Raw genomic sequence first — 26,874 nt, 5'->3', positions numbered from 1 at the left:
GGAAGGCCATGACCATCAACCCCGACGATGACAACATCGAGATCCTGGCCAGCACAGCCGACGAGACCGATGCCGAAGCTGACGGCAAGGCGCTGACAGACCTCGTCGAACAACCGGCGAAGGTCATGCGCATCGGCACCATGATCAAGCAACTGTTGGAAGAGGTGCGCGCGGCTCCGCTCGACGAAGCCAGCCGCAACCGGCTGCGCGACATCCACCGGACCAGCATCCGCGAGCTCGAGGACGGTCTGGCCCCTGAACTGCGTGAAGAACTGGAGCGGCTGACGCTCCCCTTCACCGAGGACAGCGTGCCGTCCGATGCCGAACTGCGCATCGCGCAGGCACAGTTGGTCGGCTGGTTGGAAGGCCTGTTCCACGGCATCCAGACGGCGTTGTTCGCCCAGCAGATGGCCGCCCGAGCCCAGCTCGAGCAGATGCGCCAGGGCGCTCTCCCGCCGGGCCTGCAGGTCCCGAGCGGGCAGCGCGGTGGCACCTCCCACCCCGGCACCGGCCAGTACCTGTAGGCCGCATTGTCTGATCCATATATTTCGACGCGCGAAGCCTGGGTCGAGTTCCCCATCTTCGACGCCAAGACACGCTCGCTGAAGAAGGCGTTCCTCGGTAAGGCCGGCGGCGCCATCGGGCGGAACGAGTCCAACGTCGTCGTCATCGAGGCGCTGCGCGACATCACGATGTCGCTGAAAATGGGTGACCGTGTCGGGTTGGTCGGCCACAACGGCGCGGGCAAATCCACACTGCTGCGGCTACTTTCGGGCATCTACGAGCCGACGCGGGGCTCGGCCACGGTCAGTGGCCGGGTGGCCCCGGTGTTCGACCTCGGCGTCGGGATGGACCCGGAGATCTCGGGCTTCGAGAACATCCTCATCCGCGGACTGTTCCTGGGGCAGACCCGCAAGCAGATGCTGGCCAAGGTCGACGAGATCGCGGAGTTCACCGAACTCGGCGAGTACCTGTCGATGCCGCTTCGCACCTATTCCACCGGCATGCGGGTGCGCCTGGCCATGGGCGTGGTCACCAGCATCGACCCCGAGATCCTGCTACTCGACGAAGGCATCGGCGCCGTCGACGCGGAGTTCCTCAAGAAGGCGCAGTCTCGGCTGCAGAGTCTGGTGGAGCGGTCCGGAATCCTGGTGTTCGCAAGCCATTCCAACGAGTTCCTGGCCCGGCTGTGCAAGACGGCGATGTGGATCGACCACGGCACCGTCAAGATGACCGGCGGCATCGAAGAGGTCGTCGGCGCCTACGAGGGCCCGGACGCCGCGCGGCATGTGCGCGAGGTCCTGGAGGAAACCGCGCGTGACGCCTGAGTCTGTAATTGCGGTCATCGTGACCCACCGGCGTCCTGAACTGCTGGCCAAGTCCCTTGCCGCGGTGGTGGGACAGGACCGCAGGCCCGACCACCTGATCGTGGTCGACAACGATGACGACGACGCCGTACGCGAGCTGGTCCTCGGCCAGCCGGTGCCGGCGACCTATCTAGGATCTCGCCGAAACCTCGGCGGCGCAGGCGGTTTCGCGCTGGGCATGCTGCACGCGCTGGCCCAGGGTGCCGACTGGATCTGGCTGGCCGACGACGACGGCCGGCCCGCCGACAGCACCGTGCTGTCCACTCTGCTGGCCTGCGCCGAGCAGTACACCCTGGCCGAGGTCTCACCCATGGTGTGCAACCTCGACGATCCCGAGCGGTTGGCGTTCCCGCTGCGCCGCGGACTGGTGTGGCGGCGGCTGGTCAGTGAATTGCGCACCGAGGGTGAGGGCGACGTCCTGCCCGGGATCGCGTCACTGTTCAACGGCGCCCTGTTCCGGGCCGCCACGGTGGAATCGGTCGGCGTGCCGGATCTGCGCCTGTTTGTCCGCGGCGACGAGGTCGAACTGCACCGCCGGCTCGTGCGCTCGGGCCTGCCGTTCGGAACCTGTTTGACCGCAAGCTATCTGCACCCGTGCGGCACCGACGAGTTCAAACCGATCCTCGGCGGGCGGATGCACACCCAGTACCCCGACGACGAGACCAAGCGGTTCTTCACGTACCGCAACCGTGGCTACCTGCTGTCCCAGCCGGGGTTGCGCAAACTCCTGCCGCAGGAGTGGGTGCGCTTCGGCTGGTACTTTCTGGTGTCCCGCCGCGACCCCGCGGGTCTGCGTGAGTGGATTCGTCTGCGGCGGTTGGGCAGACGCGAAAGGTTCCAACGATGACGTTCACTGACGCGGCGTCCGATTCCAAGACCATGGCCCGGGCCGTACGCGACCTCCGCGAGGGCTTCGGCAAACGCGAACTGTGGCTGCACCTCGGCTGGCAGGACATCAAGCAGCGCTACCGGCGCAGCGTGCTGGGCCCGTTCTGGATCACCATTGCCACCGGCACCACCGCGGTGGCCATGGGCCTGCTGTACTCGAAGCTGTTCAAGCTGCCGCTCGAGGAGCACCTGCCCTACGTAACACTCGGCCTGATCATCTGGAATCTGATCAACGCGTCGATTCTCGAGGGCTCCGAAGTGTTCATCGCCAACGAGGGCCTGATCAAACAACTTCCGACCCCGCTGTCGGTGCACGTCTACCGCTTGGTGTGGCGGCAGATGATCCTGTTCGGCCACAACATCGTGATCTTCGTGGTCATCGCGATGATCTATCCGAAACCGTGGAAGTGGACTGACCTGGCGGTCATCCCGGCGCTCGGGCTGATCGTGCTCAACTGCATATGGGTGTCGATCTGTTTCGGCATCCTGGCCACCCGGTACCGCGACATCGGCCCGCTGCTGGCCTCCGTGGTGCAGTTGCTGTTCTTCATGACGCCGATCATCTGGAACGAGTCGACGCTGCGGCAACAGGGCGCCGGCTCGTGGGCCAAGATCGTCGAGCTCAACCCGCTCCTGCACTACCTGGACATCGTGCGCGCGCCGCTGCTGGGTGCCGACCAGGAGTTGCGGCACTGGCTGGTGGTGCTGGTTCTCACGGCGATCGGCTGGACGCTGGCGGCGCTGGCCATGCGCCAGTACCGCGCGCGAGTCCCCTACTGGGTCTGACGGCTACACGTCGTCGGGCACGGAGCCGAACACGAACCTGCGCCCGGAGATCTCCTTCGGCTGGATCCGCACGTAACGACGCTTCGTGGTGGCGATCCACGACAACAGCTGCCCGCGCTCGGCCTCAGCGATCTCTTCGGGAGCCTCAAGAAGCTGCGGTATGCCCCGCACGATCACACTCCACCCGCCGACAACCGTGTGATCGTCGGCCTCGAACAGCACCCGGTCGTTGAACAGGGTGCTGATCAACTTGGTGCCCTCAGCGGTCCGGAACAGCACCGTGCGGTGCTGGACGACGAAGTTGACGGGAAAGATCTCCAGCCTCGTTCCGATGGTCGAGACGAGACGGCCCAGGGTCACGCTGGACAGCAGCTGCCAGCACTCGTCCTCCCCGAGCACCGAAACCGGGCTCTGCGGCGTCATGAGGCCACCGTAGCCGCCCGAAATGGCAATCGGCGCGCCCTGCTCCTCGGAAGGAGCGGGACGCGCCGATCGGCGTCGTGATTACTGGACGTTCATGTCCTCAGTTCATATTCCAAGGCTCGCCGTAGGTGGTGACGCTGTCACCGGTGGAGGCGATCAGGCGGGCGAACGGACGCAGCAGCACGCCACCGGCCGCACCGGTCACGGTGCCGTGCGCGTTGGACACCGCCACACCGCCGGCCGGACCCTTGACGTCCACCGAGAAGGTGGCCACTTCCTGGATGCCCGGGCCGTTGCCCAGATCAGCGCTGATCGACACACCCGGGAACAGGTTCGGGGTGATGACCGAGTTCAGGCCGAAGGGCGGGCCGGTGATGTCACCATCGTCGATCAGGATGTTCGGGGTGGTGTAGGAGAAGTTGATCCCGACACCCAGCGACCAGGGGAAGCCGATCTGGTAACCCAGCTCCAAGGTGCCCGCGAAGTCGTCGGCACCCGGGCCGGCCACGGTGTACTTGGCCCGACCCGAATGGAACCACTCACGGGTCAGCCGGTTGCGGTCCAGCGGGAACACACCGTTGAGGAAGGTGTCCCACTGCTGAACGGTCAGGGTCCGGTCCTGACCATCAACCAGGCTCAGTTCATTGTCCAGACCCGCATGTGAAGTGCCCGTGCCTATGAAAAGGCCCGCGAGGACCCCGGCCATTGCGGTCACCAATGCGACCAGCACTCGACTGAATGCCTTCATGTTCTCCCTAGCTATGTCGGTGATCCGATTCGTGCTTCACCAACCAGGGTCCCCACCCTAGAGATCCATCGGCGGTCCACCGCCCGATTAGGGAGGTCACATCCGGCTCTCATGCCTTGCTCATGATTGGCAGGAGGAAACGTAACCGGGCGGCACCCGGGCGGCAACGGCAACGGTTTCCGAACACCCGAGCAGACAGTCCTCGGTACAAAGTTTGCTAGATCAGCACCTGCCTGCGTCACACCGCCGCTGCCGACTACCTGTGAGCGCTGGGCGCTACGTCTGGATCACATCGGCGTCGAAGCGCCGCGGAATGACCCCACCACGCGGCAAGAACTGGCGTTTTGCCCGATCTGCAGAGCACGGGCCCGACAATCACGCCGAGTAGAAAGATTGCCGTCACCATCGTAAATATCGCGGACTGGCCCGCCGACCACCCCGGGTTTGCGCTTGCTGTGTAAACGTTCCGTTACGCAGGACCGAACGCCCGGATTAACTGAACGGCCGTAGATCGATTCCACGAACCCGCGGCCGATATTCCGATTTGTGACCGACATCACATTGAAGCGGTGGCGTTCCACATCTCCGATCTTGCGCGCGATCAGCGCCGCGGGGCGGGCATCCGCACGGTGACGTTGATCCGGTTCCACGCGTTGATGGTCACGGCCATCGCGATCACCTGACCGAGCTCGCGTTCGGTGAACGCCTCGGCGGCACGCGAGTACACGGCGTCGGGGACGTGGCCGTCGCCCAGTTCGGTGATGGCCTCGGTAAGGGCCAGCGCGGCCCGCTCGCGTTCGGTGAACAGCTCGCCCGCCTCCTGCCAGGCTGCGATGAGCGCGAGCCGCTGCTCGGTTTCGCCCTGCTTGCGGGCGTCGTGGGTGTGCATGTCGAGGCAGAACGCGCAGTGGTTGATCTGCGAGGCCCGGATCTTGACGAGCTCGCCGATCGTGGGGTCGACGTCCTTGGCGGCGGCATTCGACAGCGTCATCATCGCGTCGTAGAGCTCGGGCGAGACCTTGTAGATCTTGAGGCGGTCAACGGTCGCGGCGGGCTCGAGTGTCTGTGTCATGGCTCCAACGCTAGACGGAAAAATACCACCTAGATGGTTCAATATTGCAGTGACTTCACGGGCCAATCTGCGGGGCCGGGATCTCCATCTCGACCTGCGCGCGGTGATCGAACCCGGCAGCCGCACCGCCCGCGAGCAGCTGATCACCGCACTTCGGGAGGGGATTCGCAGCGGCAGGTTGAGCACCGGCACTCGACTGCCGCCGTCGCGCACGCTGGCCTCCGACCTCGGACTGGCCCGCAACACCGTCGCCGAGGCGTACGCCGAGCTGGTCGCCGAAGGCTGGCTGGCCTCCCGCCAGGGCGCGGGCACCTGGGTCGCGCGCACCACCGCCCCGCGGCCGGCGCCGCGCCCACGCCGCGTTCCTGCCGTCCCGCGGCACAACCTGATGCCCGGCTCCCCCGATGTGTCGGAGTTTCCGCGGACGGCGTGGTTGGCGTCGGCGCGCCGGGCGATCACGACCGCACCGGTGTCCGCGCTGCGGATGGGCGACCCGCGCGGACCGCTGGCGCTGCGCGAGGCTCTCACCGAATATCTGGGCCGCGTGCGCGGCGTGCGGGCCACCCCCGAGTCGATCGTGATCTGCTCCGGGGTGCGCGATGGCGTCGACCTACTGGGCCGGGTCCTCGGCAGCCGGCGACCGATCGCCGTGGAGGCCCACGGGCTGTTCATCTTCCGCGACGCGCTCGCGGCGCTGGGTGTGCCGACGGCACCGATCGGCGTCGACGAGGACGGTGCGGTGATCAGCGACCTGGACCCGTTGGACCCCTCGGCGGTACTACTCACTCCCGCGCACCAGAGCCCGTTCGGGATGGCCCTGCACCCGGCGCGGCGCACCGCGGTCATCGAGTGGGCGCAGCGCACCGGCGGATACGTGGTGGACGACGACTACGACGGCGAGTTCCGCTACGACCGCCAACCCGTCGGCGCCCTGCAGTCACTGAACCCCGAACGGGTCGTCTACCTGGGTTCGGCCAGCAAGAGTATGGCCCAGGTGATGCGGGTGGGCTGGATGGCACTGCCCGACGCATTGATCGATCCGGTCATCGCGGCGGCAGGCGGGGCGCAGTACCACGTCGACGCCCTCACCGCGCTGACCCTGGCCGACTTCATCCACAGCGGCGGCTACGACCGGCACGTCCGGCGGATGCGCAACCGCTACCGGCGGCGACGCGACGCCCTGGTCGCCGCGCTGGCCGGATTCGACCTCGGCATCAGCGGCCTGGCCGCGGGCGTCAACATGCTGCTCACCCTGCCCGACGGCGCCGAACCCGAGGTGCTGCGCCGGGCCGGTGAAGCCGGGATCGCGTTGAACGGGCTGTCGATCATGCGTCATCCGCTCGCCGGACCGGATACCCCCGCCCCCGACGGGGTGATCATCGGTTTCGGGGCGCCGGCAGACCACGCTTTCGGGCCGGCGGTCGACGCGCTGTGCGGCGTCCTGTCGGCCACGTTCCGCTAGGAATTCTCACCCACGATCAGGTCCGACGGCCCCGTGGGTAACCGCCAGTGAAAAACCAGCCCGGCCAGGCGCAGCGTCGTGGCCAGCACCGTGCCCACCAGCAGGCCGATCCACTGCGGGCCGAAGTAGTCGATGACCGCGTACGCCATCGCACCGATCAAGGCGGGGACGGCATACAGATCGGCCGGCCGCATCAACATCGGAATCTCACGCACCAGCACATCGCGGATGATGCCGCCGCCGATCGCGGTGGTCATGCCGATCAGCACCGCCGCGAACCAGCTGGCCCCGTGGTCGACCGCGAACGCCGCGCCGGAGGTCGCGAAGAAGCCCATGCCGATCGCGTCCAGCGACAGCACGATGCGGTTGAACCGGATGAGGTGGTTCGCGGTGAGGGTGGCCACGGCGGTCGCCGCCACCGCAACGGTGATGTTGGGCCAGTGCTGGATAGAGGCGGGCGGATGGATGCCGAGGAAGAGGTCGCGGATCACCCCGCCACTCACACCGGTCAGCACCCCGAGCGCCGCAATGCCGAACAGGTCGAAGCCCTTACGTATCGCGACCATGGCCCCAGACGACGCGAACACCGCGATTCCGAGGTAGTTGAGCACCGTCTGCAGCACGAGTGCACCGTACGACCTCGCTAAGCTGCCTGAGTGGCTGAGCCCGTAATGTCGCCGACCCTTGACCTGAAAACGCAGGCGTTCCGGTTCATCGTGACCGGCGGACTGTCGGCGATCGTGGACTACGGGCTGTACTTCATCCTGCACACCCTCGGCGTGCAGATAGACCTCGCCAAAGCCCTCAGCTTCATCGCCGGAACCACCACGGCCTACCTGATCAATCGGCGCTGGACCTTCCAGGCACCGCCGAGCAAGGCCCGTTTCATTGCGGTCTGCGTTCTCTACGCGGTGACTTTCGCGGTCCAGGTCGGGATCAACCACGTCTTTCTGCTCTGGCTCGCGGAGGGGCCATGGCGGATGCCGGTCGCCTACGTCATCGCCCAGGGCACGGCCACGGTGATCAACTTCATCGTGCAGCGTGCGGTGATCTTCAAATTGCACTGAGGATCAGGCAGGCGGTTCCGGCGACCCGTGCGTCACTCTCGGTATCGCTTGGTTCACAAAACAGCGCCTGACCTCCCGTTTCGACGATCATTTCCGGTCGCCGGCTGTGCAGTGGACACCAATTTCGGAAACAACTGCAGGGGACCCGGGCCGTGCTCGCGGTACCCTCTTTGACGATGTCGACTACCGATTTGCCGACCACTCCCAAGCGCCTGACAGGCTGGGGCCGGACCGCACCGACCGTGGCACAGGTGCTCTCAACCAGCGATCCCGAGGTCATCGTCAAGGCCGTGACCCGGGCCGCCGAGCAGAAGGGCCGGGGTGTCATCGCCCGCGGTCTGGGGCGCTCGTACGGCGACAACGCGCAGAACGGTGGCGGTCTCGTCATCGACATGTCGTCGCTGAACCAGATCCACTCGATCGACGCGGGCACCAAGCTGGTCGACGTGGACGGCGGGGTGAACCTCGACCAGCTGATGCGGGCCGCATTGCCCCACGGGTTGTGGGTTCCGGTGCTGCCGGGCACCCGCCAGGTGACCATCGGCGGCGCCATCGGCTGCGACATCCACGGCAAGAACCACCACAGCGCAGGCAGTTTCGGCAATCACGTGCGCTCGATCGATCTGCTGACCGCCAACGGCGAGATCCGCAAGCTCACCCCGGACGGCCCCGAAGCCGAGTTGTTCTGGGCGACGGTCGGCGGTAACGGCCTGACGGGCATCGTCCTGCGGGCCACCATCGAGATGACCCCCACGGAGACTGCGTATTTCATCGCCGACGGCGATGTCACCCACGGCCTCGACGAGACCATCGAGTTCCACAGCGACGGCACCGAGGACAACTACACGTACTCGTCGGCCTGGTTCGACGCGATGAGCGCCCCGCCCAAGCTGGGCCGCGCGGTGATCTCCCGCGGCTCGCTGGCAAAGCTGGACCAGTTGCCCCCGAACCTGCAGCGTGATCCGCTCAAATTCGATGCGCCGCAGTACTTCACCACGCCGGACATCTTCCCGAACGGTCTTGGCAACAAGTTGATCTTCGGCGCCATGACCGAGGTGTGGTACCGGTTGGGCAAGACCTATCGAGGCAAGGCCCAGAACCTGACGCAGTTCTATCACCCGCTGGACATGGTCGGGGAATGGAACCGGGCCTATGGCTCGGTGGGGTTCACCCAGTACCAGTTCGTGGTGCCCACCGAGGCTGTCGACGAGTTCAAGCGCATCATGGTCGACATCCAGCGCTCCGGGCACTACTCGTTCCTCAACGTGTTCAAGCTGTTCGGCGCGGGCAACCAGGCACCACTGAGCTTCCCCATCCCCGGCTGGAACGTCTGTGTCGACTTCCAGATCAAGCCCGGCCTGAGTGAGTTCCTCACCGAACTCGACCGGCGCGTAATGGAATTCGGCGGCCGGCTCTACACCGCCAAGGACTCGCGGACCACCGCGAAGACGTTCCACGCCATGTACCCGCGGATCGAAGAGTGGCTGGCAGTACGCCGCAAGGTGGATCCCGACGGCCTGTTCGTCTCGGACATGGCGCGCCGGCTGGAGCTCGTCTAGCGATCCGGCCCCGCCAAGCGGACACCGAGACTGCATCCAGGGACAAGATCGCCGTCGACTTTGTCCCTGGATGCAGTCTCGGTACGGTCGCCGACCCGTTCCAGGCACCACCATCGTTCGTCTCGAATTCGCGAGAATTTTATTCTTGACTAATTCCAGAAAAGGGACAAGACTTCGGTCCGTGGCGACAACCGCGGACTTCCAGCAGATGCTGCGAAGCGCCGACATGCGTGTGACCCGCCCCCGAGTGGCGGTGCTGCACGCGGTCCATGCGCATCCGCACGCAGACACCGACACGATCATCCGTTCGGTGCGCAAAGACCTGCCCGACGTCTCACACCAGGCCGTGTACGACTCGCTGCACGCCCTGACCGCAGCGGCACTGGTGCGCCGCATCCAACCCTCCGGTTCAGTCGCCCGCTACGAATCACGTATCGGCGACAACCACCACCACGTCGTGTGCCGATCGTGTGGCGCAATCGCCGACGTGGACTGCGCGGCCGGGTCCGCCCCATGCCTGACCGCGTCACACGACCACGGTTTCGAGATCGATGAAGCCGAGGTCATCTATTGGGGCACTTGCCCCGAATGTTCGATTGCTCCAAGTAGATAACCCCTTAACCCGCCAGCCCCGGAAAGGATTTGTCATGGCAGAAACACACCCCCCCATTGGCGAAGCTCAAACCGAACCCGCCGAAAGCGGTTGTCCCATGCGGATCAAGCCTCCTGTCGAAGGCGGCAGCAACCGCGACTGGTGGCCCAATGCGGTGAATCTCAAGATCCTGCAGAAGAATCCGCCCGCCATCGATCCGTCGGACGAGGGCTATGACTACCGCGAGGCCGTCAAGACCCTCGACTTCGAGGCCTTCGAGCGCGATTTCGATGCCCTGCTGACGGATTCGCAGGAGTGGTGGCCGGCCGACTTCGGTCACTACGGCCCGCTGTTCGTCCGGATGTCGTGGCACGCCGCGGGCACCTACCGGGTGCAGGACGGCCGTGGTGGCGGCGGGCGCGGTATGCAGCGCTTCGCCCCGCTGAACAGCTGGCCCGACAACGTCAGCCTGGACAAGGCCCGTCGTCTGCTCTGGCCGCTGAAGAAGAAGTACGGCAAGAAGATCTCGTGGTCCGACCTGATCGTCTACGCAGGCAACCGGGCAATGGAGCACATGGGCTTCAAGACCGCGGGCTTCGCCTTCGGTCGCCCGGACTTCTGGGAGCCCGAGGAGGACATCTACTGGGGCGCCGAGCACGAGTGGCTGGGTTCACAGGACCGCTACGCAGGCAGCGGCGACCGCACCAAGCTGGAGAACCCGCTGGCCGCCAGCCACATGGGTCTGATCTACGTGAACCCCGAAGGCCCCGAAGGCAATCCGGATTACATGGCAGCAGCCATCGACATCCGCGAGACGTTCGGCCGGATGGCGATGAACGACATCGAGACCGCGGCGCTGATCGTCGGTGGCCACACCTTCGGCAAGACCCACGGCGCCACCGACATCGAGAACGGCGCGGAGCCCGAAGCCGCACCGCTCGAGCAGATGGGCCTGGGCTGGGCCAACCCCGGCCTCGGCAACGAGACCGTCAGCAGCGGCATCGAGGTGACCTGGACGCACACCCCCACCAAGTGGGACAACAGCTTCCTGGAGATCCTCTACAGCAACGAGTGGGAGCTGACGAAGAGCCCGGCGGGCGCCAATCAGTGGAAGCCCAAGGACAACGGCTGGGCCAACTCTGTGCCGATGGCGCAGGGCACCGGCAAGACCCACCCGTCGATGCTCACCACCGATCTGTCGATGCGGTTCGACCCGATCTACGGCGAGATCACCCGCCGCTGGCTGGATCACCCGGAGGAGCTGGCCGAGGAGTACGCCAAGGCCTGGTTCAAGTTGCTGCACCGCGACCTTGGTCCGGTGGCCCGCTACCTCGGACCGCTGGCGCCCAAGCAGACCTGGCTGTGGCAGGACGTCATTCCGGCCGGTAAGACCCTGAGCGGCGCCGATGTCGACACGCTCAAGGCCGCCATCGCCGACTCGGGTCTGACTGTGCAGCAGCTGGTTTCGACGGCCTGGAAGGCAGCGTCGTCGTACCGCTCCAGCGATATGCGCGGTGGCGCCAACGGCGGCCGGATCCGCCTGCAGCCGCAGCTGGGCTGGGAGGCCAACGAGCCCGACGAGCTGGCCCAGGTGATTCGCAAGCTCGAGGAGATCCAGGCAGCGTCGGACACTGGTGTGTCGTTCGCCGACCTGGTGGTCCTCGGCGGGGCAGTCGGCATCGAGAAGGCAGCCAAGGAAGCCGGATTCGATGTCACCGTGCCGTTCCTCTCGGGTCGTGGCGACGCCACCCAGGACCAGACCGACGTCGAGTCGTTCGCCTGGCTGGAAACCCTCTCCGACGGCTTCCGCAACCAGGTCGGCAAGGGTGACCCGTTGCCCCCGGAGTACCGGATCATCGACAAGGCCAACCTGCTGGGCCTGTCGGGTCCGGAGCTGACCGTACTGATCGGTGGCCTGCGCGTGCTGGGCGCCAACCACGGTGGCTCGGATCTCGGTGTGCTGACTGCCAACAAGGGCAAGCTGACGAACGACTACTTCGTCAACCTGACCGACATGGGCATCAAGTGGGCACCGTCGCCGGCCGACGACGGCACCTACATCGGGTCCGACCGGGCCAGCGGTGCGCAGAAGTACACCGCCAGCCGCGTCGACCTGCTGTTCGGCTCGAACTCGCAACTGCGGGCCCTGGCCGAGGTGTACGCCGAGGACGATTCCAAGCAGAAGTTCGTCAAGGACTTCGTCGCCGCCTGGAACAAGGTGATGAACGCCGACCGGTTCGACGTCTGATCTGACAAGTAACGCAACACCCCGCGGGCCTCGGCTCGCGGGGTGTTGTTGTCTCGCTAGGCTTTTGCCCGCATGGCGCGATAGGCAGCCTTGCCGAAGGTCTCCGCCACCAGCGGTTCGTCGTCGTCGGCGAGCATCTTGCGGACCGCCGCCTCGCAGATCGCCAGGAACACCTCGACCAGCATCGGCAGTGCGGCGTCGAGATCCGCGACCTGCCACCGTTGCAGCAGTGGGCGCATCACGGTCGCGAGTTGGCCGCGGAGACGGTCCCGGCCACGCACGATGGCCGCGGTCAGCACCGGGTCAGGATCCGCCCCGAACATGATGCGCCATGAGGCGGGGCGCTCGCGCACGGTGCTGTGCAGCGCGCGGAACCCGTCGACGAACAGTTGCTCGATGGAACCCGTGCGCTGCGGCGGCAGCAGTTCGAAAAGGCTGGCCAGCACCTGGTTGGTTTCCCGATCCAACAGTGCGGCAAGCACTTCCCCACGCCCGGGGTAGCAGGCGTAGACCACCGGCCGGGTGACCCCCAAACGGCTTGCGATGGCTCCCATCGTCACATCGGCCAGGCCCTGTTGCGCGGCGATCTCCAACGCGGTGTCGAGGACCTGCGGCCGGCGCCGGTCCGGGCCCAGATGCTCGGCGCGGGTCCGGTTGGCAGTTGCGGCTTCGTTCACTTCGCTTCACTCATGTCAGCGTGACATTAGCGATGATCAGCACCGGCCACGCGACGATCTCGCCCAGCAGCGAGAACAGCTTGTCGAGACCCGTGAGCCCGGCGATGTGATCGCTGTGGGTGAGGGCCCAGATCATGCCGATCACGAGGTACGGGGCCCCCACCACGATCGCGAGGTAGACGAGTTGCCGGATGCTCAACCGGTAGTCGAGGAGATTCTTGATCACGAGCTATCCGATCCCACCGAGAATCGGCTGGGACTCGACGATGCCCTCGTCACTCGGTGCGAGACCTTCACCGAACACGCGGACCGCCTGCTTCTCCCGAAACTCGAAGTGCGCCTGGCTCGGTGCCGCGTAGCCGTAACGACGCTGGGCCTCGCGCGGGGTCGTGGTGACCGGGTCCTTTGGCGGAACGGACAGCAGGACCCGCGCGCCGATCGGCAGGGTCGCCGGGGACAGCAGGCGCAGCAGGATCAGCTCGAGCCGTGTGCTCATGGCGATCACCGTGAATGCGGCACTCAGGGGCGGCACCACCAGCGCGTCGAGAAGCCGGGATGTGTTGAGCCCGGCCATCTGTCGCATCCAGCGCGGCATCGTCGCCAGGGTGCCGCGGCGCAGGAACGCGGTGATCACCCTGGTGCCCGGACGCAGCAGCAGTGGCATCTTGGGCAACATCACCTCGGCGCCCAGCAGGTGATGCATGGCCTGGCGGGCGATGTCCGAGCCGATGAGGTGGGGCCGCATCTTTTCGAAATACTCGCGGATGCCCTCGCGGGTCAGGGGAACGTCGGACGGATCGCAGGTCTGAAGTTCGGCGGCGATCGCGCATTCCCGCCAGTACTGCAGCTCCTCTTCGGGTGACAGCCGGCCCGGGCCGTATTTCTCATAGGCCACCAGGATGGAATGCCATGCGGTCAGGTGGATCCACAGCTGCGAGTCCGGGTTGTTGGCGTCGTAGGTCTTTCCGGTGACCGGGTCGGTGCCGATGGCCTTGGAATGGATCTTGACCAGGACGTCGGCGGCCTTCGTGGTGGAGCGACTGTCGTCGAACGCCACCATGGCGAAGTAGCGCAGCGTCCGGTCGTACCGGGTACGGGGCCGCGAGTAGATCTCGTGGGTCTTGTCGACCGCCGCGACGAGCGCGGGGTCGAGTTCTTCGATGACGACGGCCCGCTGGAACCCGATCGACAGCGAGGTCGGGTAACTCCACACCTTCCATGTCACCGAATCGGGGCCGAAGAACCCGTAGTCCTCCCCCGGCTCCGTCTCGGGCAACGTCAGCCAGTCCCGGATCGTCATGATCTCCCCCGTTTCCTACACGATGTAGAAAAAAGCTACGTCGTGTAGGAAATGCGGTCAAGACCCTGCGCCCGGATTGCTCGAATTTTCGAAGGAAACCGCACGGTACCCTCGTCACGATGTCCCCCGAGGCTTGGAGCTGCGCTAGATGGTGTTCGACGCCGTAGGTAACCCCCAGACGATTCTGCTGCTCGGCGGCACTTCAGAGATCGGGCTGGCGATCTGTGAGCGCTATCTGCGCGACGCCTCTGCCCGCATCGTGCTGGCCGCCCTGCCCGGCGATCCGGGCCGCGACGACGCCGTGGCCCAGCTGCGCACGGCCGGCGCCAGTTCGGTGGAAGTCATCGACTTCGATGCGATCGACACGGCCAGCCACCCCGACGTGATCGACAAGGCGTTCGCCTCCGGCGACGTGGATGTCGCGATCGTCGCGTTCGGCCTCCTCGGTGACGCCGAAGAGCTGTGGCAGAACCAGCGCAAGGCCGTGCAGATCGCCGAAATCAATTACACCGCAGCCGTTTCGGTCGGCGTCCTGGTCGGCGAGAAGATGCGGGCACAGGGCTACGGCCGGATCATCGCGATGAGCTCGGCCGCCGGCGAGCGGGTGCGCCGGTCCAACTTCGTCTACGGCTCCACCAAGGCCGGACTCGACGGGTTCTACCTCGGCCTCGGCGAGGCACTGCGCGAGTTCGGCGTGCGGGTGCTGGTGATCCGGCCCGGACAGGTGCGCACGCGGATGAGCGCCCACGTCAAGGAAGCCCCGCTGACCGTCGACAAGGAATACGTCGCCGAACTGGCCGTCACCGCGTCGGCCAAGGGCAAGGAGCTGGTCTGGGCGCCGGGGGCGTTCCGGTACGTGATGATGGTTCTGCGGCACATCCCGCGGCCCATCTTCCGCAAGCTTCCCATCTGATGCAGGCGCGTCCGGCCAGGGTCATCGGACACATGGTGGTCGCCCTGATGCTCGCCTCGGCGGTGGCCGGGGTGTCGATCGCCGCGATCGCCCAGGTCCAGTGGCCGGCCTACAACACGTCCAACCAGCTGCATGCGCTCACCACGGTGGGCCAGGTCGGCGCCCTGGCCGGAATCTTCGCCGCGGGCCTGATCTGGCGCCGGGGCCGGCGCACCCTGGCCCGGCTGGCCGCGCTGATCTTCCTGTCCGCGTTCTCGGTGGTCACCCTGGCGATGCCGCTGGGCGCCACCAAGCTCTATCTGTTCGGGGTCTCGGTCGACCAGCAGTTCCGCACCGAGTACCTGACCCGGCTGGCCGACGCCCCGGGCCTGCACGACATGACCTACTTCGGGCTTCCGCCGTATTACCCGGCCGGCTGGTTCTGGATGGGCGGGCGCATCGCCGCGGCCACCGACACCCCGGCCTGGGAGATGTTCAAGCCCTGGTCGATCGTCTCGATCACCATCGCGGTGGCACTCGCATTCGTGTTGTGGGCGACCATGATTCGCTTCGAGTCCGCGCTGATCGTGACCACCGCGAGCACCGCGGCCATGCTGGCCTACGCCTCCACCGAACCGTACGCCGCGATCATCACCGTGCTGTTGCCGCCGGTGTTCGTGCTGGCCTGGTCGGGCCTGCGCGGCCAGACCCGTAACGGAGGCTGGGCCGCCGTCGTCGGCGTCGGGATCTTCCTCGGGATGACCGCGCTGCTCTACACCCTGCTCTTCCTCTACTGCGCATTCACGCTCGCCATCATGGGACTGGTGCTGGTCGTGGCGCGCCGACGCTTCGACCCGCTGCTGCGAGGCATCGTCATCGCGGTGATCGCCGGCGCGATCGCCCTGCTCACCTGGGCCCCGTACCTGCTGGCCGCGCTGCGCGGAACACCCGCCGAGAAGGGCACCGCCCAGCACTACCTGCCCGACGCCGGCGCCCAGCTGACCTTCCCGATGCTGAGCTTCACGCTGCTCGGCGCGCTCTGCATGCTCGGCACGCTGTGGTTGGTGGTCCGGGCGCGCAGCTCGACGCGGGCCGGCGCACTGGCCGTCGCGGTGCTCGCCGTCTACGCCTGGTCGCTGCTGTCGATGCTGACCACACTCGCCGGCACCACGCTGCTGTCCTTCCGGTTGCAGCCCACACTGACCGTGCTGCTCACCACCGCCGGGGCGTTCGGGTTCATCGAATCGGCACAGGGCCTGGCCCGTCTCGCAGCCAGGCGTTACCAGCCGGAGACCGCACGTCGCGTCGTCGCGGCGGCGGCCACCGTCGGCGCGATCGGCGGCATCACGTTCAGTCAGGACATCCCCGACGTACTGCGCCCCGACATCAACGTGGCCTACACAGACACCGACGGCAGCGGCCAGCGGGCCGACCGCCGGGCACCCGGGGCCGAGCGCTACTACCGCGAGATCGACGCCAAGATCGCCGAGATCACCGGGGTGCCGCGCAACCAGACCGTCGTGCTGACCGCCGACTACAGCTTCCTGTCCTTCTACCCCTACTACGGGTTCCAGGGGCTGACGTCGCACTACGCCAACCCGCTGGCCGAGTTCGACAAACGCGCCAGGGCCATCGAGGGCTGGGCCACGTTGAGCAAGCCCGACCAGTTCGTGAAGGCTCTTGACGAAATGCCTTGGAAGGCGCCGACCGTGTTCCTGATGCGCCACGGCGCGAACGACACCTACACGCTGCGCCTGGCCTCCGACGTCTACCCCAACCAGCCGAACGTGCGCCGCTACCACGTGGCGCTCGACGCGGCACTGTTCAAAGATCCACGTTTCGAGGTGACTGACATCGGCCCATTCGTCCTGGCGATCAGAAAGCCCATTCCCGATGGCCACTGATACGCCGATAGCATCAGAGCCCGTGACGGGACCGCAAGGAACCGCCGGCAGCAACCACCGGACGGCGCGGCTCATCGCGATCGTCGCCGGTCTGCTCGGCGTACTGATGGCGGTGGCGACACCGCTGCTACCGGTCAAGCAGACCACGGCCCAGCTGAACTGGCCGCAGAACGGCACCTGGCAGAGCATCAACGCCCCGCTGATCGGGTACGTCGCCACCGATCTGACCATCACCGTGCCGTGCCAGGCCGCCGCAGGACTGGCCGGGCCGGAGAACCGGGGCCGCACCGTCCTGCTCTCCACGGTTCCCAAGCAGGCACCCAAGGCCATCGACCGCGGCCTGCTCATCGAGCGGGTGAACAACGACCTGCTGGTCATCGTGCGCAACACTCCGGTGGTCAGCGCCCCGTTGGACGCGGTACTCAGCCCGGCCTGCCAGTCCCTGACATTCACCGCACACGCCGACAAGGTGACCGGCGAATTCGTCGGGCTCACCCAGGGTGATGCCAGCGCCACCGCCGACCACCCCGCCGCGCCCCTGCGCGGTGAGCGGGGCGGCTACGACTTCCGGCCGCAGATCGTCGGCGTCTTCACCGACCTGTCCGGCCCGGCACCCGAGGGCCTGAAGTTCTCGGCCACCATCGACTCCCGCTACAGCAGCGCCCCGACGCTGCTCAAGATGCTGGCGATCATCATCGGCGTCGCGATGACCGCGATCGCGCTGGCCGCGCTGCACCGCCTCGACACCGCCGACGGCGTCCGGCACCGGCGGTTCCTGCCGCCCCGCTGGTGGTCGATGACACCGTTGGACGGACTGGTCACGGCCGTGCTGGTGTGGTGGCACTTCGTCGGGGCCAACACCTCCGACGACGGCTACATCCTGACCATGGCGCGGGTGTCCGAACACGCCGGCTACATGGCCAACTACTACCGCTGGTTCGGCACCCCCGAGGCCCCGTTCGGCTGGTACTACGACCTGCTCGCACTGTGGGCCCACGTCTCCACCAACAGCGTCTGGATGCGGTTGCCCACCCTGGTGATGGCGCTCGCCTGCTGGTGGGTGATCAGCCGTGAGGTACTCCCGCGACTCGGTCGCGCCGTCAAGACCAACCGCGCGGCCGCCTGGACGGCCGCAGGCATGTTCCTGGCGTTCTGGCTGCCGCTCAACAACGGCCTGCGCCCCGAACCGATCATCGCCCTCGGCATCCTGCTGACCTGGTGCTCGGTGGAACGTGGCGTGGCCACCAACCGGATGCTGCCGGTGGCCGTCGCGATCGTCATCGGCGCGCTGACCCTGTTCTCCGGGCCCACCGGCATCGCCGCCATCGGCGCCCTGCTGGTCGCCGTGGGACCACTGAAAACCATTGTGGCCCGGCATACCTCACGCTTCGGGCATCTCCCGCTGCTGGCCCCGATCCTGGCCGCCTGCACCGTGACGATCATCCTGATCTTCCGTGACCAGACCCTGGCCGGTGAGCTGCAGGCCAGCACCTTCAAATCCGCCGTCGGCCCCAGCCTGGCCTGGTTCGACGAGCACATCCGCTACTCGCGGTTGTTCACCAGCAGCCCGGACGGTTCGGTGGCGCGACGCTTCGCGGTGCTGACCCTGCTGGTGGCACTGGCTGTTTCGGTGGCGATGACGCTGCGCAAGGGCCGCATCCCAGGCACCGCCGCCGGTCCGAGCCGGCGCATCATCGGCATCACGATCATCTCGTTCCTGGCGATGATGTTCACCCCGACCAAGTGGACCCACCACTTCGGCGTGTTCGCCGGGCTGGCCGGATCTCTCGGCGCGCTGGCCGCGGTCGCGGTGACGGCCGTGGCGATGAAGTCCCGGCGTAACCGGTCGATGTTCGCCGCGCTCGTGCTGTTCGTGGCGGCGCTGTCGTTCGCGACCGTCAACGGCTGGTGGTACGTATCCAACTTCGGGGTGCCCTGGTCGAACTCGTTCCCCGAGTGGCACTTCGGGTTCACCACGATGCTGCTGGGCTTGTCGGTGCTGACCTTGTTGTTGGCGGCCTGGTTCCATTTCAGCGACCGTGACGAATCCCCGGACGGCCCGCAGCACCGCTGGCAGCGGATCGTGCAATCGCCACTGGCGATCGCCGCCTGGGTGGTGGTGATGTTCGAGGTGGTGTCGCTGACCCTGGCGATGACCGCCCAGTACCCGGCCTGGTCGGTGGGACGCTCCAACCTGGAGGCGCTCACCGGCAAGACCTGCGGCTTGGCCAGCGACGTGATGGTCGAGGAGAACGCGAACGCCGGCCTGCTGGCACCGGTCAGTGAGCCGCCCGGGCAGGCCCTCGGCGCGGTCACCGCGCAGGGATTCGGCCCCAACGGCATCCCGTCGGACGTCTCGGCCGACCCGGTGATGGAGCAGCCCGGCGCAGGCAACTTCGCCGACACCGACTCGGGCACCGTGACCGGCAGCGAGGTGGGTACCGAGGGTGGCACCACCGCGGCCGCCGGGATCAACGGCTCCCGGGCCCGGTTGCCCTACGGGCTCGACCCGGCCACCACCCCGGTGCTCGGCAGCTGGCGAGCCGGCACCCAGCAGCCAGCGGTCATGCGCTCGGCCTGGTACCGGCTGCCCGATCGCGATCAGGCCGGACCGCTGCTGGTCGTCTCGGCCGCGGGCCGCTTCGATCCGGGTGAGGTCGTGGTGCAGTGGGCCACCGACGCGCAGGCCGCCGAGAACAAGCCCGGCGGCGGCGTCGGATTCGCCGACGTGGGCGCCGCCCCGGCCTGGCGCAACCTGCGCGCCCCGATGGCCGCCATTCCGCGCGAGGCCACCCAGATCCGGCTGGTCGCCACCGACGACGACCTGGCCCCCCAGCACTGGATCGCGGTGACCCCGCCGCGGATTCCGGAGCTGCGCACCCTGCAGGACGTGGTCGGGTCGCAGGACCCGGTCCTGCTGGACTGGCTGGTAGGCCTGGCGTTCCCGTGCCAGCGGCCCTTCGGCCATCAGTACGGCGTGACCGAGGTGCCCAAGTGGCGGATCCTGCCGGACCGCTTCGGCGCCGAGGCCAACTCGCCGGTGATGGATTACCTGGGCGGCGGCCCGCTGGGCATCTCCGAACTGCTGCTGCGGCCGTCGAGCGTGCCGACCTATCTGCGGGACGACTGGTTCCGGGACTGGGGCTCGCTGCAACGGCTCACGCCGTGGTACCCGGACGCCGGACCGGCCCGTCTTGACCTGGGCACCGCGATCCGCAGTGGACTGTGGAGCCCGGCGCCGCTGCGGCACAGCTAGTTCGCATTACCCACCTTCAGTGGCCAGTTATGTCACATAGCGGCGGCAATCCCGCGACATAACTGGCCACTCGGCGGTTGGAACCGGGGCTCACATACGGGTCGCATAACATCGAGCCTCGTGCCTTCCGATGAGCCAACCGACCGTGTTGTGGGCATCGCACGCCTGATCGCCATCGTCGCGGGCATCGCGGGTGTGGTGCTGTGCGCGCTGGTGCCACTTCTGCCCGTCAAACAGACCACTGCGACCGTCCTGTGGCCGCAGGGCACCGATACCGCGGGAGACGTCACCTCGGTGACCGCCCCGCTGGTGTCCGGCGCCCCGCAGTCGCTCGACGTGTCCATCCCGTGTTCGGCGATCGCCACGCTGCCCGCCGAGGGCGGCCTGGTGTTCTCGACCATCCCCTCGGCCGGCATCGACGCCAGCCGCAACGGGCTGTTCGTGCGGGCCAACACCGAAACCGTGGTGGTCGCGTTCCGTGACTCGGTGGTGGCCGTCGCCCCCCGCGCCGCGATCAACGCCGGCGGCTGCAGCGCGATGCACCTGTGGGCGAACGTCGGCGGAGTGGGCGCCGACTTCGTCGGCATCCCCGGCGCCACCGGCACCGGGGCCGTGGAGAAGAAGCCTCAGGTCGCCGGCCTGTTCACCGATCTGAAGATGGCACCGCAGCCCGGGCTGAGCGCCCGCGTCGACATCGACACCCGGTTCATCACCTCCCCCACCCCGCTGAAACTGCTGGTGATGACGCTCGGCGTGCTGTGCGTGGTGGCCTCGATCGTGGCGCTGGCCGTTCTTGACCGCCGTGGAGGCCACCGGGTCGGCGGGGCCTGGCAGCGCTTCGTGAAGGTTCCGGTCTCGACCTGGATCGCCGACATCGGCGTCATCGGCGGCCTGCTGCTGTGGCACGTCATCGGCGCCATCTCATCGGACGACGGCTACAACCTGACCATCGCGCGGGTATCGGCCGACGCCGGGTACACCGCCAACTACTTCCGCTACTTCGGCGCCACCGAGGCACCGTTCGACTGGTACCAGTCCGTGCTCGCCCACTTCGCAGCGATCAGCACGGCCGGTGTCTGGATGCGGGTACCCGCCACCCTGGCCGCGATCGGCACCTGGCTGCTGCTCAGCCGCTGGGTCCTGCCCCGCCTCGGACGGCGCGTCGCACGCAACCAGGTCACCATGTGGACCGCCGGAGCGGTGTTCCTGGCCGCCTGGCTGCCGTTCAACAACGGCCTGCGGCCCGAACCGCTGATCGCCTTCGGCGTGCTCGCGGTGTGGGCGCTCATCGAGACGACCATCGGAACTCACCGTTTGTGGCCCACCTGCCTGGCGATCATCGTCGCAGCGCTCAGCGTGACGCTGGCCCCGCAGGGAATCATCGCGGTGGCCCCGCTGCTGGTCGGCGCGCGCAGCGTCGTCAGTACCATCCGCAGCCGCCGCATCGCCCTGCCCGCCCTGGCCGCGCTCGCCGGCTCGGCCGCACTGGTATTCGTCATCGTGTTCCGCGACCAGACCCTGGCCAGCGTTGCCGAATCGGCCCGGATCAAATACACCGTCGGCCCGACCATCTCCTGGTACCAGGAATTCCTGCGCTACTACTTCCTGACCGTCGAAGACTCTGTCGACAGCTCCCTGACCCGCCGGTTCGCGGTGCTGGCCATGATGCTGTGCCTGTTCGGCATGATCGCCGTCCTGCTGCGCAAGGGCCGGGTGCCCGGGCTGGCCAGCGGGCCGGTCTGGCGACTGATCGGCACCACGGCGATCGGCCTGCTGCTGCTGCACTTCACCCCGACCAAGTGGGCCGTGCAGTTCGGTGCATTCGCCGGGCTGGCCGCCGCGCTCGGCGCGGTGACGGCATTCGCCTTCGCCCTGGTGGGCCTGCACAGCCGACGCAACCTCGCCCTCTACGTGACGGCGCTGCTGTTCGTACTCGCCTGGGCCACATCCGGGAACAACGCCTGGTTCTACGTCGGCAACTACGGCGTGCCCTGGTTCGACCGCCAGCCCGTGATCGCCGGGCATCCGGTCACCACCATGTTCCTGGCCCTGGCCATCATCACCGCGGTGCTCGCCGGCTGGCTGCACTTCCGGATCGACTACGCCGGGCACACCGAGGTGGCCAACACCCGGCGCAACCGGGCGCTGGCATCGACGCCCCTGCTCGTGGTCGCGACCATCATGGTGGTGCTCGAAGTCGGGTCGATGGCCAAGGGCTTCGTCCAGCGCTACCCCGTCTACACCACCGCCAAGGCCAACGTCTCGGCGCTCACCTCGGGTCTGTCGTCGGACAGTTGCGCCATGGCCGACGACGTTCTCGTCGAAGCCGACACCAATGCCGGCATGCTGCAACCGGTTCCGGGCCAGACCTACGGCGAGTACGGCCCGCTGGGCGGCGAGAACCCGGTCGGCTTCACCCCCAACGGGATCAGCGACACCCTCGAACCGCCGAAGCCCGTCGTCGCCAACCCCGGCACGGTGAACTCCGACGGATCGCCCAACAAGCCCAACGTCGGCATCGCCTACGCGGCGGGCACCGGCGGCGGTTACGGACCCGTCGGCGCCAACGGTTCCCGGGTATACCTGCCGTTCGGCCTGGACCCGGCCCGCACCCCGGTGATGGGCAGCTACAAGGAGAACACCGTCGCCGCCAAGGCCACCTCGGCCTGGTACCAGCTGCCACCGCGCACCGCGGACCGACCGCTCGTGACCGTCGCCGCGGCAGGCGCCATCTGGTACTACGACGAAGAGCACGAGTTCCACTACGGGCAGTCGCTGAAACTGCAGTGGGGTGTACACCGTCCCGACGGCAGCTTCCAGGCCCTCGACGCCGTGCAACCGATCGACGTGTTCGCCCAATACGCCTGGCGCAACCTGCGTTTCCCGCTGGCCTGGGCGCCGCCGGAGGCCAACGTGGCGCGGATTGTCGCCGACGACCCGAACCTCTCCGAAGACCAGTGGTTCGGCTTCACCCCGCCGCGGGTGCCGACCCTGCAGACCGCAAGTGAGTTCCTCGGCGCGCAGACCCCGGTGCTGATGGACATCGCGACCGCCGCCAATTTCCCCTGCCAGCGGCCGTTCTCCGAACATCTCGGTGTGGCCGAGCTGCCGGAGTACCGCATCCTTCCCAACGTCAAGCAAGTGGTGGTGTCGTCGAACATGTGGCAGTCCGCCCAGAAGGGTGGCCCCTTCCTCTTCATCCAGGCGCTGCTGCGGACGTCGACCATTCCGACGTATCTGCGTGACGACTGGTACCGGGACTGGGGCTCGATCGAGAAATACGACCCGGTGGTGCCGGCCGGGCAGGCGCCCGTCGCCCACATCGATGAAGGAACCCAGCGAGTGTTCGGCTTCAGCCGGCCCGGACCGATCCGAGCCCTGCCATGAGCGTGACCCTGCGTGAACACAGCGCCGACAAGGGCGTTCAGGTGACCCGCTGGGTCGCGATGATCGCCGGCCTGATCGGCTTCCTGTGCGCGGTGGCCACACCGCTGCTGCCGGTGGTGCAGACCACCGCGACGCTGAACTGGCCCCAGGCGGGTCAGATGAACAGCGTCACCGCGCCGCTGATCACCCAGACGCCGGTCACCATGTCGGTGACGGTGCCCTGTGACGTGATCCGGTCCATGCCGCCCGAGGGCGGCATGGTGCTGGGCACCGCGCCCAAGGAGGGCAGGCAGGCCGCGCTCAACGCGCTGTTCGTCAACGTCAACAGCAAGCGCGTCGACATCACCGACCGCAACGTGGTGATCGCGAGCGTGACTCGGGACAAGGTGAATTCGCCTGCCTGCGAACGCATCGAGATCACCTCGTCGGAAGCGGGCACCTTCGCCACGTTCGTCGGCCTCACCGGCACCGACGGTAAAGAGCTGCGCACCGGCTTCCCCGACCCGAACCTGCGGCCCCAGGTCGTCGGCGTCTTCACCGAATTGAGCGGGCCTGCGCCGCAAGGACTTTCCCTGTCGGCCACGATCGACACCCGGTTCACCTCCAAGCCCACCGCACTCAAGCTGGTGGCGATGCTGCTGGGCATCGCCGCCACCGTGGTGGCACTGGTGGCGTTGTGGCGGTTGGACCGGCTCGACGGACGGCGGATGCACCACCTGATCCCGTCGCGCTGGCGCACCTTCAGCGCCGTCGACGTGGTGGTGGTCGGCGGATTCCTGACCTGGCACGTGATCGGGGCGAACTCGTCGGACGACGGCTACATCCTGCAGATGGCACGGGTGGCCGACCACGCCGGATACATGTCGAACTACTTCCGCTGGTTCGGCAGCCCCGAGGATCCGTTCGGCTGGTTCTACAACCTGCTGGCCCTGATGACCCATGTCAGCGACGCCAGCATCTGGATGCGACTGCCCGACCTGATCTGCGCGTTGGTCTGCTGGCTGCTGCTGTCGCGTGAAGTGCTGCCCCGCCTCGGGCCCGCGGTGATCGCGTCCAAGCCCGCACTGTGGGCCGCGGGCCTGGTTCTGATGGCCGCCTGGATGCCGTTCAACAACGGCCTGCGCCCCGAGGGCCAGATCGCCACCGGCGCACTGATCACCTACGTGCTGATCGAGCGAGCCATCATCTCCGGACGGCTCACGCCGGCCGCCATGGCGATCATCTCCGCGGCCTTCACCCTCGGCATCCAGCCGACCGGCCTGATCGCCGTCGCCGCGCTGCTCGCCGGTGGCCGCCCGCTGCTGCGCATCCTCGTGCGTCGTGGCCGCACGCTCGGCATTTGGCCGCTGGTGCTGCCGCTACTGGCCGCCGGCACGGTGATCCTGACCGTGGTCTTCGCCGACCAGACGCTGGCAACAGTGCTGGAGGCGACCAGGATTCGTACCGCAATCGGCCCGAGCCAGGAGTGGTACACCGAGAACCTGCGCTACTACTACCTGATCCTGCCGACCGTCGACGGCTCGCTGTCCCGCCGGTTCGGCTTCATCATCACCGCGCTGAGCCTGTTCGCCTCACTGTTCATCATGTTGCGGCGCAAGCGGGTTCCCGGCGTGGCCCGCGGCCCGGTATGGCGGCTGATGGGCATCATCTTCGCCACCATGTTCTGCCTGATGTTCACCCCCACCAAGTGGGTGCACCACTTCGGCCTCTTCGCCGCGGTGGGTGCGGCGATGGCCGCGGTGGTCACGGTGCTGGCGTCGCCGGTCGTGCTCCGCTCGGCGCGCAACCGGATGGCGTTCACATCCGCGGTGTTGTTCGTCCTGGCGCTGTGTTTCGCCACCACCAACGGCTGGTGGTACGTGTCCAGCTACGGCGTGCCGTTCAACAACGACAAGCCCGCAATCGGCGGAATCACCGTGAGCGCCATCTTCTTCGCGCTGTTCGCCATCACCGCGTTGTGGGCGTACTGGCTCCACCTGCGGCCCTCGGCCGAGGGCCGGGTGGCGCGGGCACTGACCGCCGCCCCGGTGCCGATCGCGGCCGGGTTCATGGTGGTGGTCTTCGTCGGTTCGATGCTCTACGGGGTCGTCCGCCAGGACGGCACCTACTCCAACGCATCGTCGAACCTCCGCGCGTTCGCCGGCGGCTGCGGCCTGGCCGACGACGTACTGGTCGAACCCGACCCCAACGACGGGTTCCTGACCCCCGCGCCGGGCGAGTACGGCCCGCTGGGGCCGCTGGGCGGCACCGCACCGACCGGGTTCACCCCGAACGGTGTGCCGGACCATATTGTCGCCGAAGCGATTCGGTTGACCGTTCCGATGCCGGGCATCGACGCCGACTGGAACGCCGACGCCAAGCTGACCACCCCGGGCATCAACGGGTCGACCGTTCCGCTGCCCTACGGGCTGGATCCGGCCCGAGTTCCGCTGGCCGGCAGCTACACCGAGGGCCCGGCACAGCAGGTGAGCAAGCTGGCCTCGGCCTGGTACCAACTGCCCGCACCCGACGCCGCCCACCCGCTGGTCGTCGTCACCGCGGCCGGAACCATCACCGGCAACAGCATTTTCAACGGCCGCACCGAGGGCCAGACGGTTGAGCTCGAGTACGGACGGCCAGGCCCCGACGGGGCCGCGGTACCGGCCGGCCGGGTGGCGCCCTACGACCTCGGGCCGATCCCGTCATGGCGCAACCTGCGCTTCGACCGCAGCGAGATTCCGGCGGACGCCACGTTCGTCCGGGTCATCGCCGAGGACGAGTCGCTGAGCCTCGGCGACTGGATCGCTGTCACCCCGCCCCGGGTTCCCGAGGTCAAGACCGTGCAGGAGTACATCGGCTCACAACAGCCGGTACTGATGGACTGGGCTGTGGGCCTGGCCTTCCCGTGCCAGCAGCCGATGCTGCACGCCAACGGTGTCACCGAGGTGCCGAAGTTCCGGATCACCCCGGACTACAACGCCAAGATGAAGGACACCGACACCTGGGAGGACGGCATCAACGGCGGTCTCCTGGGCATCAGTGACCTGCTGCTGCGCCAGCACGTGATGGCCACCTACCTGAACAAGGACTGGGGCCGCGACTGGGGTTCGCTGCGCAAGTTCGACACCATCGTCGACGCGGTTCCGGCGGAGGTCGAGCTCGGGACAGCGACGCATTCCGGGCTCTACAAGCCGGGCCGGATCCGCATCAAGCCGTAGCCCGGACCGGGGTAGGGCGTCGAGTGGCCAGTTGTGACACGCGGACAAC

21 protein-coding genes are annotated in these 26,874 nt (G+C 67.3%); 14 read left to right on the top strand and 7 right to left on the bottom strand.

Annotation, left to right across the window (positions count from 1 at the left end; genetic code table 11):
- Positions 1–8 precede the first annotated feature (8 nt).
- Genes ACZYZ7_RS15795 through wzm form a run of 4 tightly spaced genes read left to right on the top strand, consistent with a single transcriptional unit; the run spans position 9 to position 3,041 of the window.
- Positions 9–524, top strand: coding sequence for a bacterial proteasome activator family protein (locus tag ACZYZ7_RS15795; RefSeq protein ID WP_450072455.1), 516 nt, complete (start codon positions 9–11; stop codon positions 522–524).
- A gap of 6 nt (positions 525–530) precedes the next feature.
- Entirely contained in the window at positions 531–1,328 is a 798-nt protein-coding gene (gene wzt / locus ACZYZ7_RS15790) for a galactan export ABC transporter ATP-binding subunit Wzt/RfbE (RefSeq protein WP_450072454.1), read from the top strand.
- The gene (glfT1, locus tag ACZYZ7_RS15785; RefSeq protein WP_463741291.1) at positions 1,318–2,214 is read left to right on the top strand and encodes a galactofuranosyltransferase GlfT1; all 897 of its coding nucleotides are present in this window, start codon (positions 1,318–1,320) and stop codon (positions 2,212–2,214) included. The genes wzt and glfT1 overlap by 11 nt, the downstream gene beginning before the upstream one ends.
- A complete protein-coding gene (gene wzm, locus ACZYZ7_RS15780; protein ID WP_135459404.1) occupies positions 2,211–3,041 on the top strand; it encodes a galactan export ABC transporter permease subunit Wzm/RfbD in 831 nt (276 codons plus the stop codon). Before glfT1 ends, wzm begins: the two co-directional genes overlap by 4 nt.
- A 3-nt stretch (positions 3,042–3,044) precedes the next feature.
- Here wzm and ACZYZ7_RS15775 read toward each other — a convergent pair whose 3' ends face one another.
- The 3 genes from ACZYZ7_RS15775 to ACZYZ7_RS15765 all read right to left on the bottom strand — a co-directional run bounded on the left by ACZYZ7_RS15775 (position 3,045) and on the right by ACZYZ7_RS15765 (position 5,284).
- Positions 3,045–3,464, bottom strand: coding sequence for a pyridoxamine 5'-phosphate oxidase family protein (locus ACZYZ7_RS15775; RefSeq protein ID WP_135459405.1), 420 nt, complete (start codon positions 3,462–3,464; stop codon positions 3,045–3,047).
- A gap of 100 nt (positions 3,465–3,564) precedes the next feature.
- Positions 3,565–4,212: an MspA family porin gene (locus ACZYZ7_RS15770; protein ID WP_135459406.1), complete on the bottom strand. Its 648-nt coding sequence runs from the start codon at positions 4,210–4,212 to the stop codon at positions 3,565–3,567.
- A 601-nt stretch (positions 4,213–4,813) separates the two neighbouring features.
- Positions 4,814–5,284, bottom strand: a complete 471-nt coding sequence (locus tag ACZYZ7_RS15765) for a carboxymuconolactone decarboxylase family protein (RefSeq protein WP_450071424.1) — start codon at positions 5,282–5,284, stop codon at positions 4,814–4,816.
- A 49-nt stretch (positions 5,285–5,333) separates the two neighbouring features.
- Here ACZYZ7_RS15765 and pdxR point away from each other — a divergent pair, with 49 nt between their 5' ends.
- A complete protein-coding gene (pdxR, locus tag ACZYZ7_RS15760) occupies positions 5,334–6,746 on the top strand; it encodes a MocR-like pyridoxine biosynthesis transcription factor PdxR (RefSeq protein ID WP_450071425.1) in 1,413 nt (470 codons plus the stop codon).
- Here the strand turns inward: pdxR and ACZYZ7_RS15755 are convergent.
- Positions 6,743–7,369, bottom strand: coding sequence for a trimeric intracellular cation channel family protein (locus ACZYZ7_RS15755; RefSeq protein ID WP_450071426.1), 627 nt, complete (start codon positions 7,367–7,369; stop codon positions 6,743–6,745). The genes pdxR and ACZYZ7_RS15755 overlap by 4 nt on opposite strands.
- Before the next feature lie 48 nt (positions 7,370–7,417).
- Here ACZYZ7_RS15755 and ACZYZ7_RS15750 point away from each other — a divergent pair, with 48 nt between their 5' ends.
- The 4 genes from ACZYZ7_RS15750 (at position 7,418) to katG (ending at position 12,212) form a co-directional block, all read left to right on the top strand.
- On the top strand, positions 7,418–7,813 hold the full coding sequence (locus tag ACZYZ7_RS15750; protein WP_450071587.1) for a GtrA family protein: 396 nt from the start codon (positions 7,418–7,420) through the stop codon (positions 7,811–7,813).
- A gap of 176 nt (positions 7,814–7,989) precedes the next feature.
- Positions 7,990–9,372 carry an FAD-binding protein gene (locus ACZYZ7_RS15745; RefSeq protein ID WP_463741290.1) on the top strand — a complete coding sequence of 461 codons (1,383 nt, stop codon included), beginning with the start codon at positions 7,990–7,992 and terminating at the stop codon, positions 9,370–9,372.
- A 208-nt stretch (positions 9,373–9,580) separates the two neighbouring features.
- Entirely contained in the window at positions 9,581–9,985 is a 405-nt protein-coding gene (locus ACZYZ7_RS15740) for a Fur family transcriptional regulator (RefSeq protein WP_167858212.1), read from the top strand.
- Positions 9,986–10,019: 34 nt separating this feature from the next.
- Positions 10,020–12,212 carry a catalase/peroxidase HPI gene (gene katG / locus ACZYZ7_RS15735; RefSeq protein WP_463741289.1) on the top strand — a complete coding sequence of 731 codons (2,193 nt, stop codon included), beginning with the start codon at positions 10,020–10,022 and terminating at the stop codon, positions 12,210–12,212.
- A gap of 56 nt (positions 12,213–12,268) precedes the next feature.
- Here the strand turns inward: katG and ACZYZ7_RS15730 are convergent, their stop codons facing one another.
- Genes ACZYZ7_RS15730 through ACZYZ7_RS15720 form a run of 3 tightly spaced genes read right to left on the bottom strand, consistent with a single transcriptional unit; the run spans position 12,269 to position 14,189 of the window.
- Complete coding sequence (locus ACZYZ7_RS15730; protein WP_450071428.1) at positions 12,269–12,889, bottom strand: TetR/AcrR family transcriptional regulator; 621 nt, start codon at positions 12,887–12,889, stop codon at positions 12,269–12,271.
- A gap of 10 nt (positions 12,890–12,899) precedes the next feature.
- The gene (locus ACZYZ7_RS15725; protein ID WP_167858033.1) at positions 12,900–13,115 is read right to left on the bottom strand and encodes a hypothetical protein; all 216 of its coding nucleotides are present in this window, start codon (positions 13,113–13,115) and stop codon (positions 12,900–12,902) included.
- Between the two features lie 3 nt (positions 13,116–13,118).
- Positions 13,119–14,189 carry an oxygenase MpaB family protein gene (locus ACZYZ7_RS15720; protein ID WP_463741288.1) on the bottom strand — a complete coding sequence of 357 codons (1,071 nt, stop codon included), beginning with the start codon at positions 14,187–14,189 and terminating at the stop codon, positions 13,119–13,121.
- Positions 14,190–14,337: 148 nt separating this feature from the next.
- Between ACZYZ7_RS15720 and ACZYZ7_RS15715 the strand changes: the two genes are divergently transcribed.
- From ACZYZ7_RS15715 to ACZYZ7_RS15695, 5 genes are all read left to right on the top strand, one after another.
- Entirely contained in the window at positions 14,338–15,102 is a 765-nt protein-coding gene (locus ACZYZ7_RS15715) for a decaprenylphospho-beta-D-erythro-pentofuranosid-2-ulose 2-reductase (protein WP_463741287.1), read from the top strand.
- Positions 15,102–16,985: a galactan 5-O-arabinofuranosyltransferase gene (locus tag ACZYZ7_RS15710; protein ID WP_463741286.1), complete on the top strand. Its 1,884-nt coding sequence runs from the start codon at positions 15,102–15,104 to the stop codon at positions 16,983–16,985. The genes ACZYZ7_RS15715 and ACZYZ7_RS15710 overlap by 1 nt, the downstream gene beginning before the upstream one ends.
- Positions 16,975–20,241 carry an arabinosyltransferase domain-containing protein gene (locus ACZYZ7_RS15705; protein ID WP_463741285.1) on the top strand — a complete coding sequence of 1,089 codons (3,267 nt, stop codon included), beginning with the start codon at positions 16,975–16,977 and terminating at the stop codon, positions 20,239–20,241. The genes ACZYZ7_RS15710 and ACZYZ7_RS15705 overlap by 11 nt, the downstream gene beginning before the upstream one ends.
- 120 nt (positions 20,242–20,361) lie before the next feature.
- Positions 20,362–23,628, top strand: coding sequence for an arabinosyltransferase domain-containing protein (locus ACZYZ7_RS15700; protein WP_463741284.1), 3,267 nt, complete (start codon positions 20,362–20,364; stop codon positions 23,626–23,628).
- Complete coding sequence (locus ACZYZ7_RS15695; RefSeq protein ID WP_450071433.1) at positions 23,625–26,825, top strand: arabinosyltransferase domain-containing protein; 3,201 nt, start codon at positions 23,625–23,627, stop codon at positions 26,823–26,825. The genes ACZYZ7_RS15700 and ACZYZ7_RS15695 overlap by 4 nt, the downstream gene beginning before the upstream one ends.
- Positions 26,826–26,874: the final 49 nt, after the last annotated feature.

Source organism: Mycobacterium sp. IDUB_17, assembly GCF_055419465.1.
This window is presented reverse-complemented; position numbering and strand designations above follow the sequence as displayed.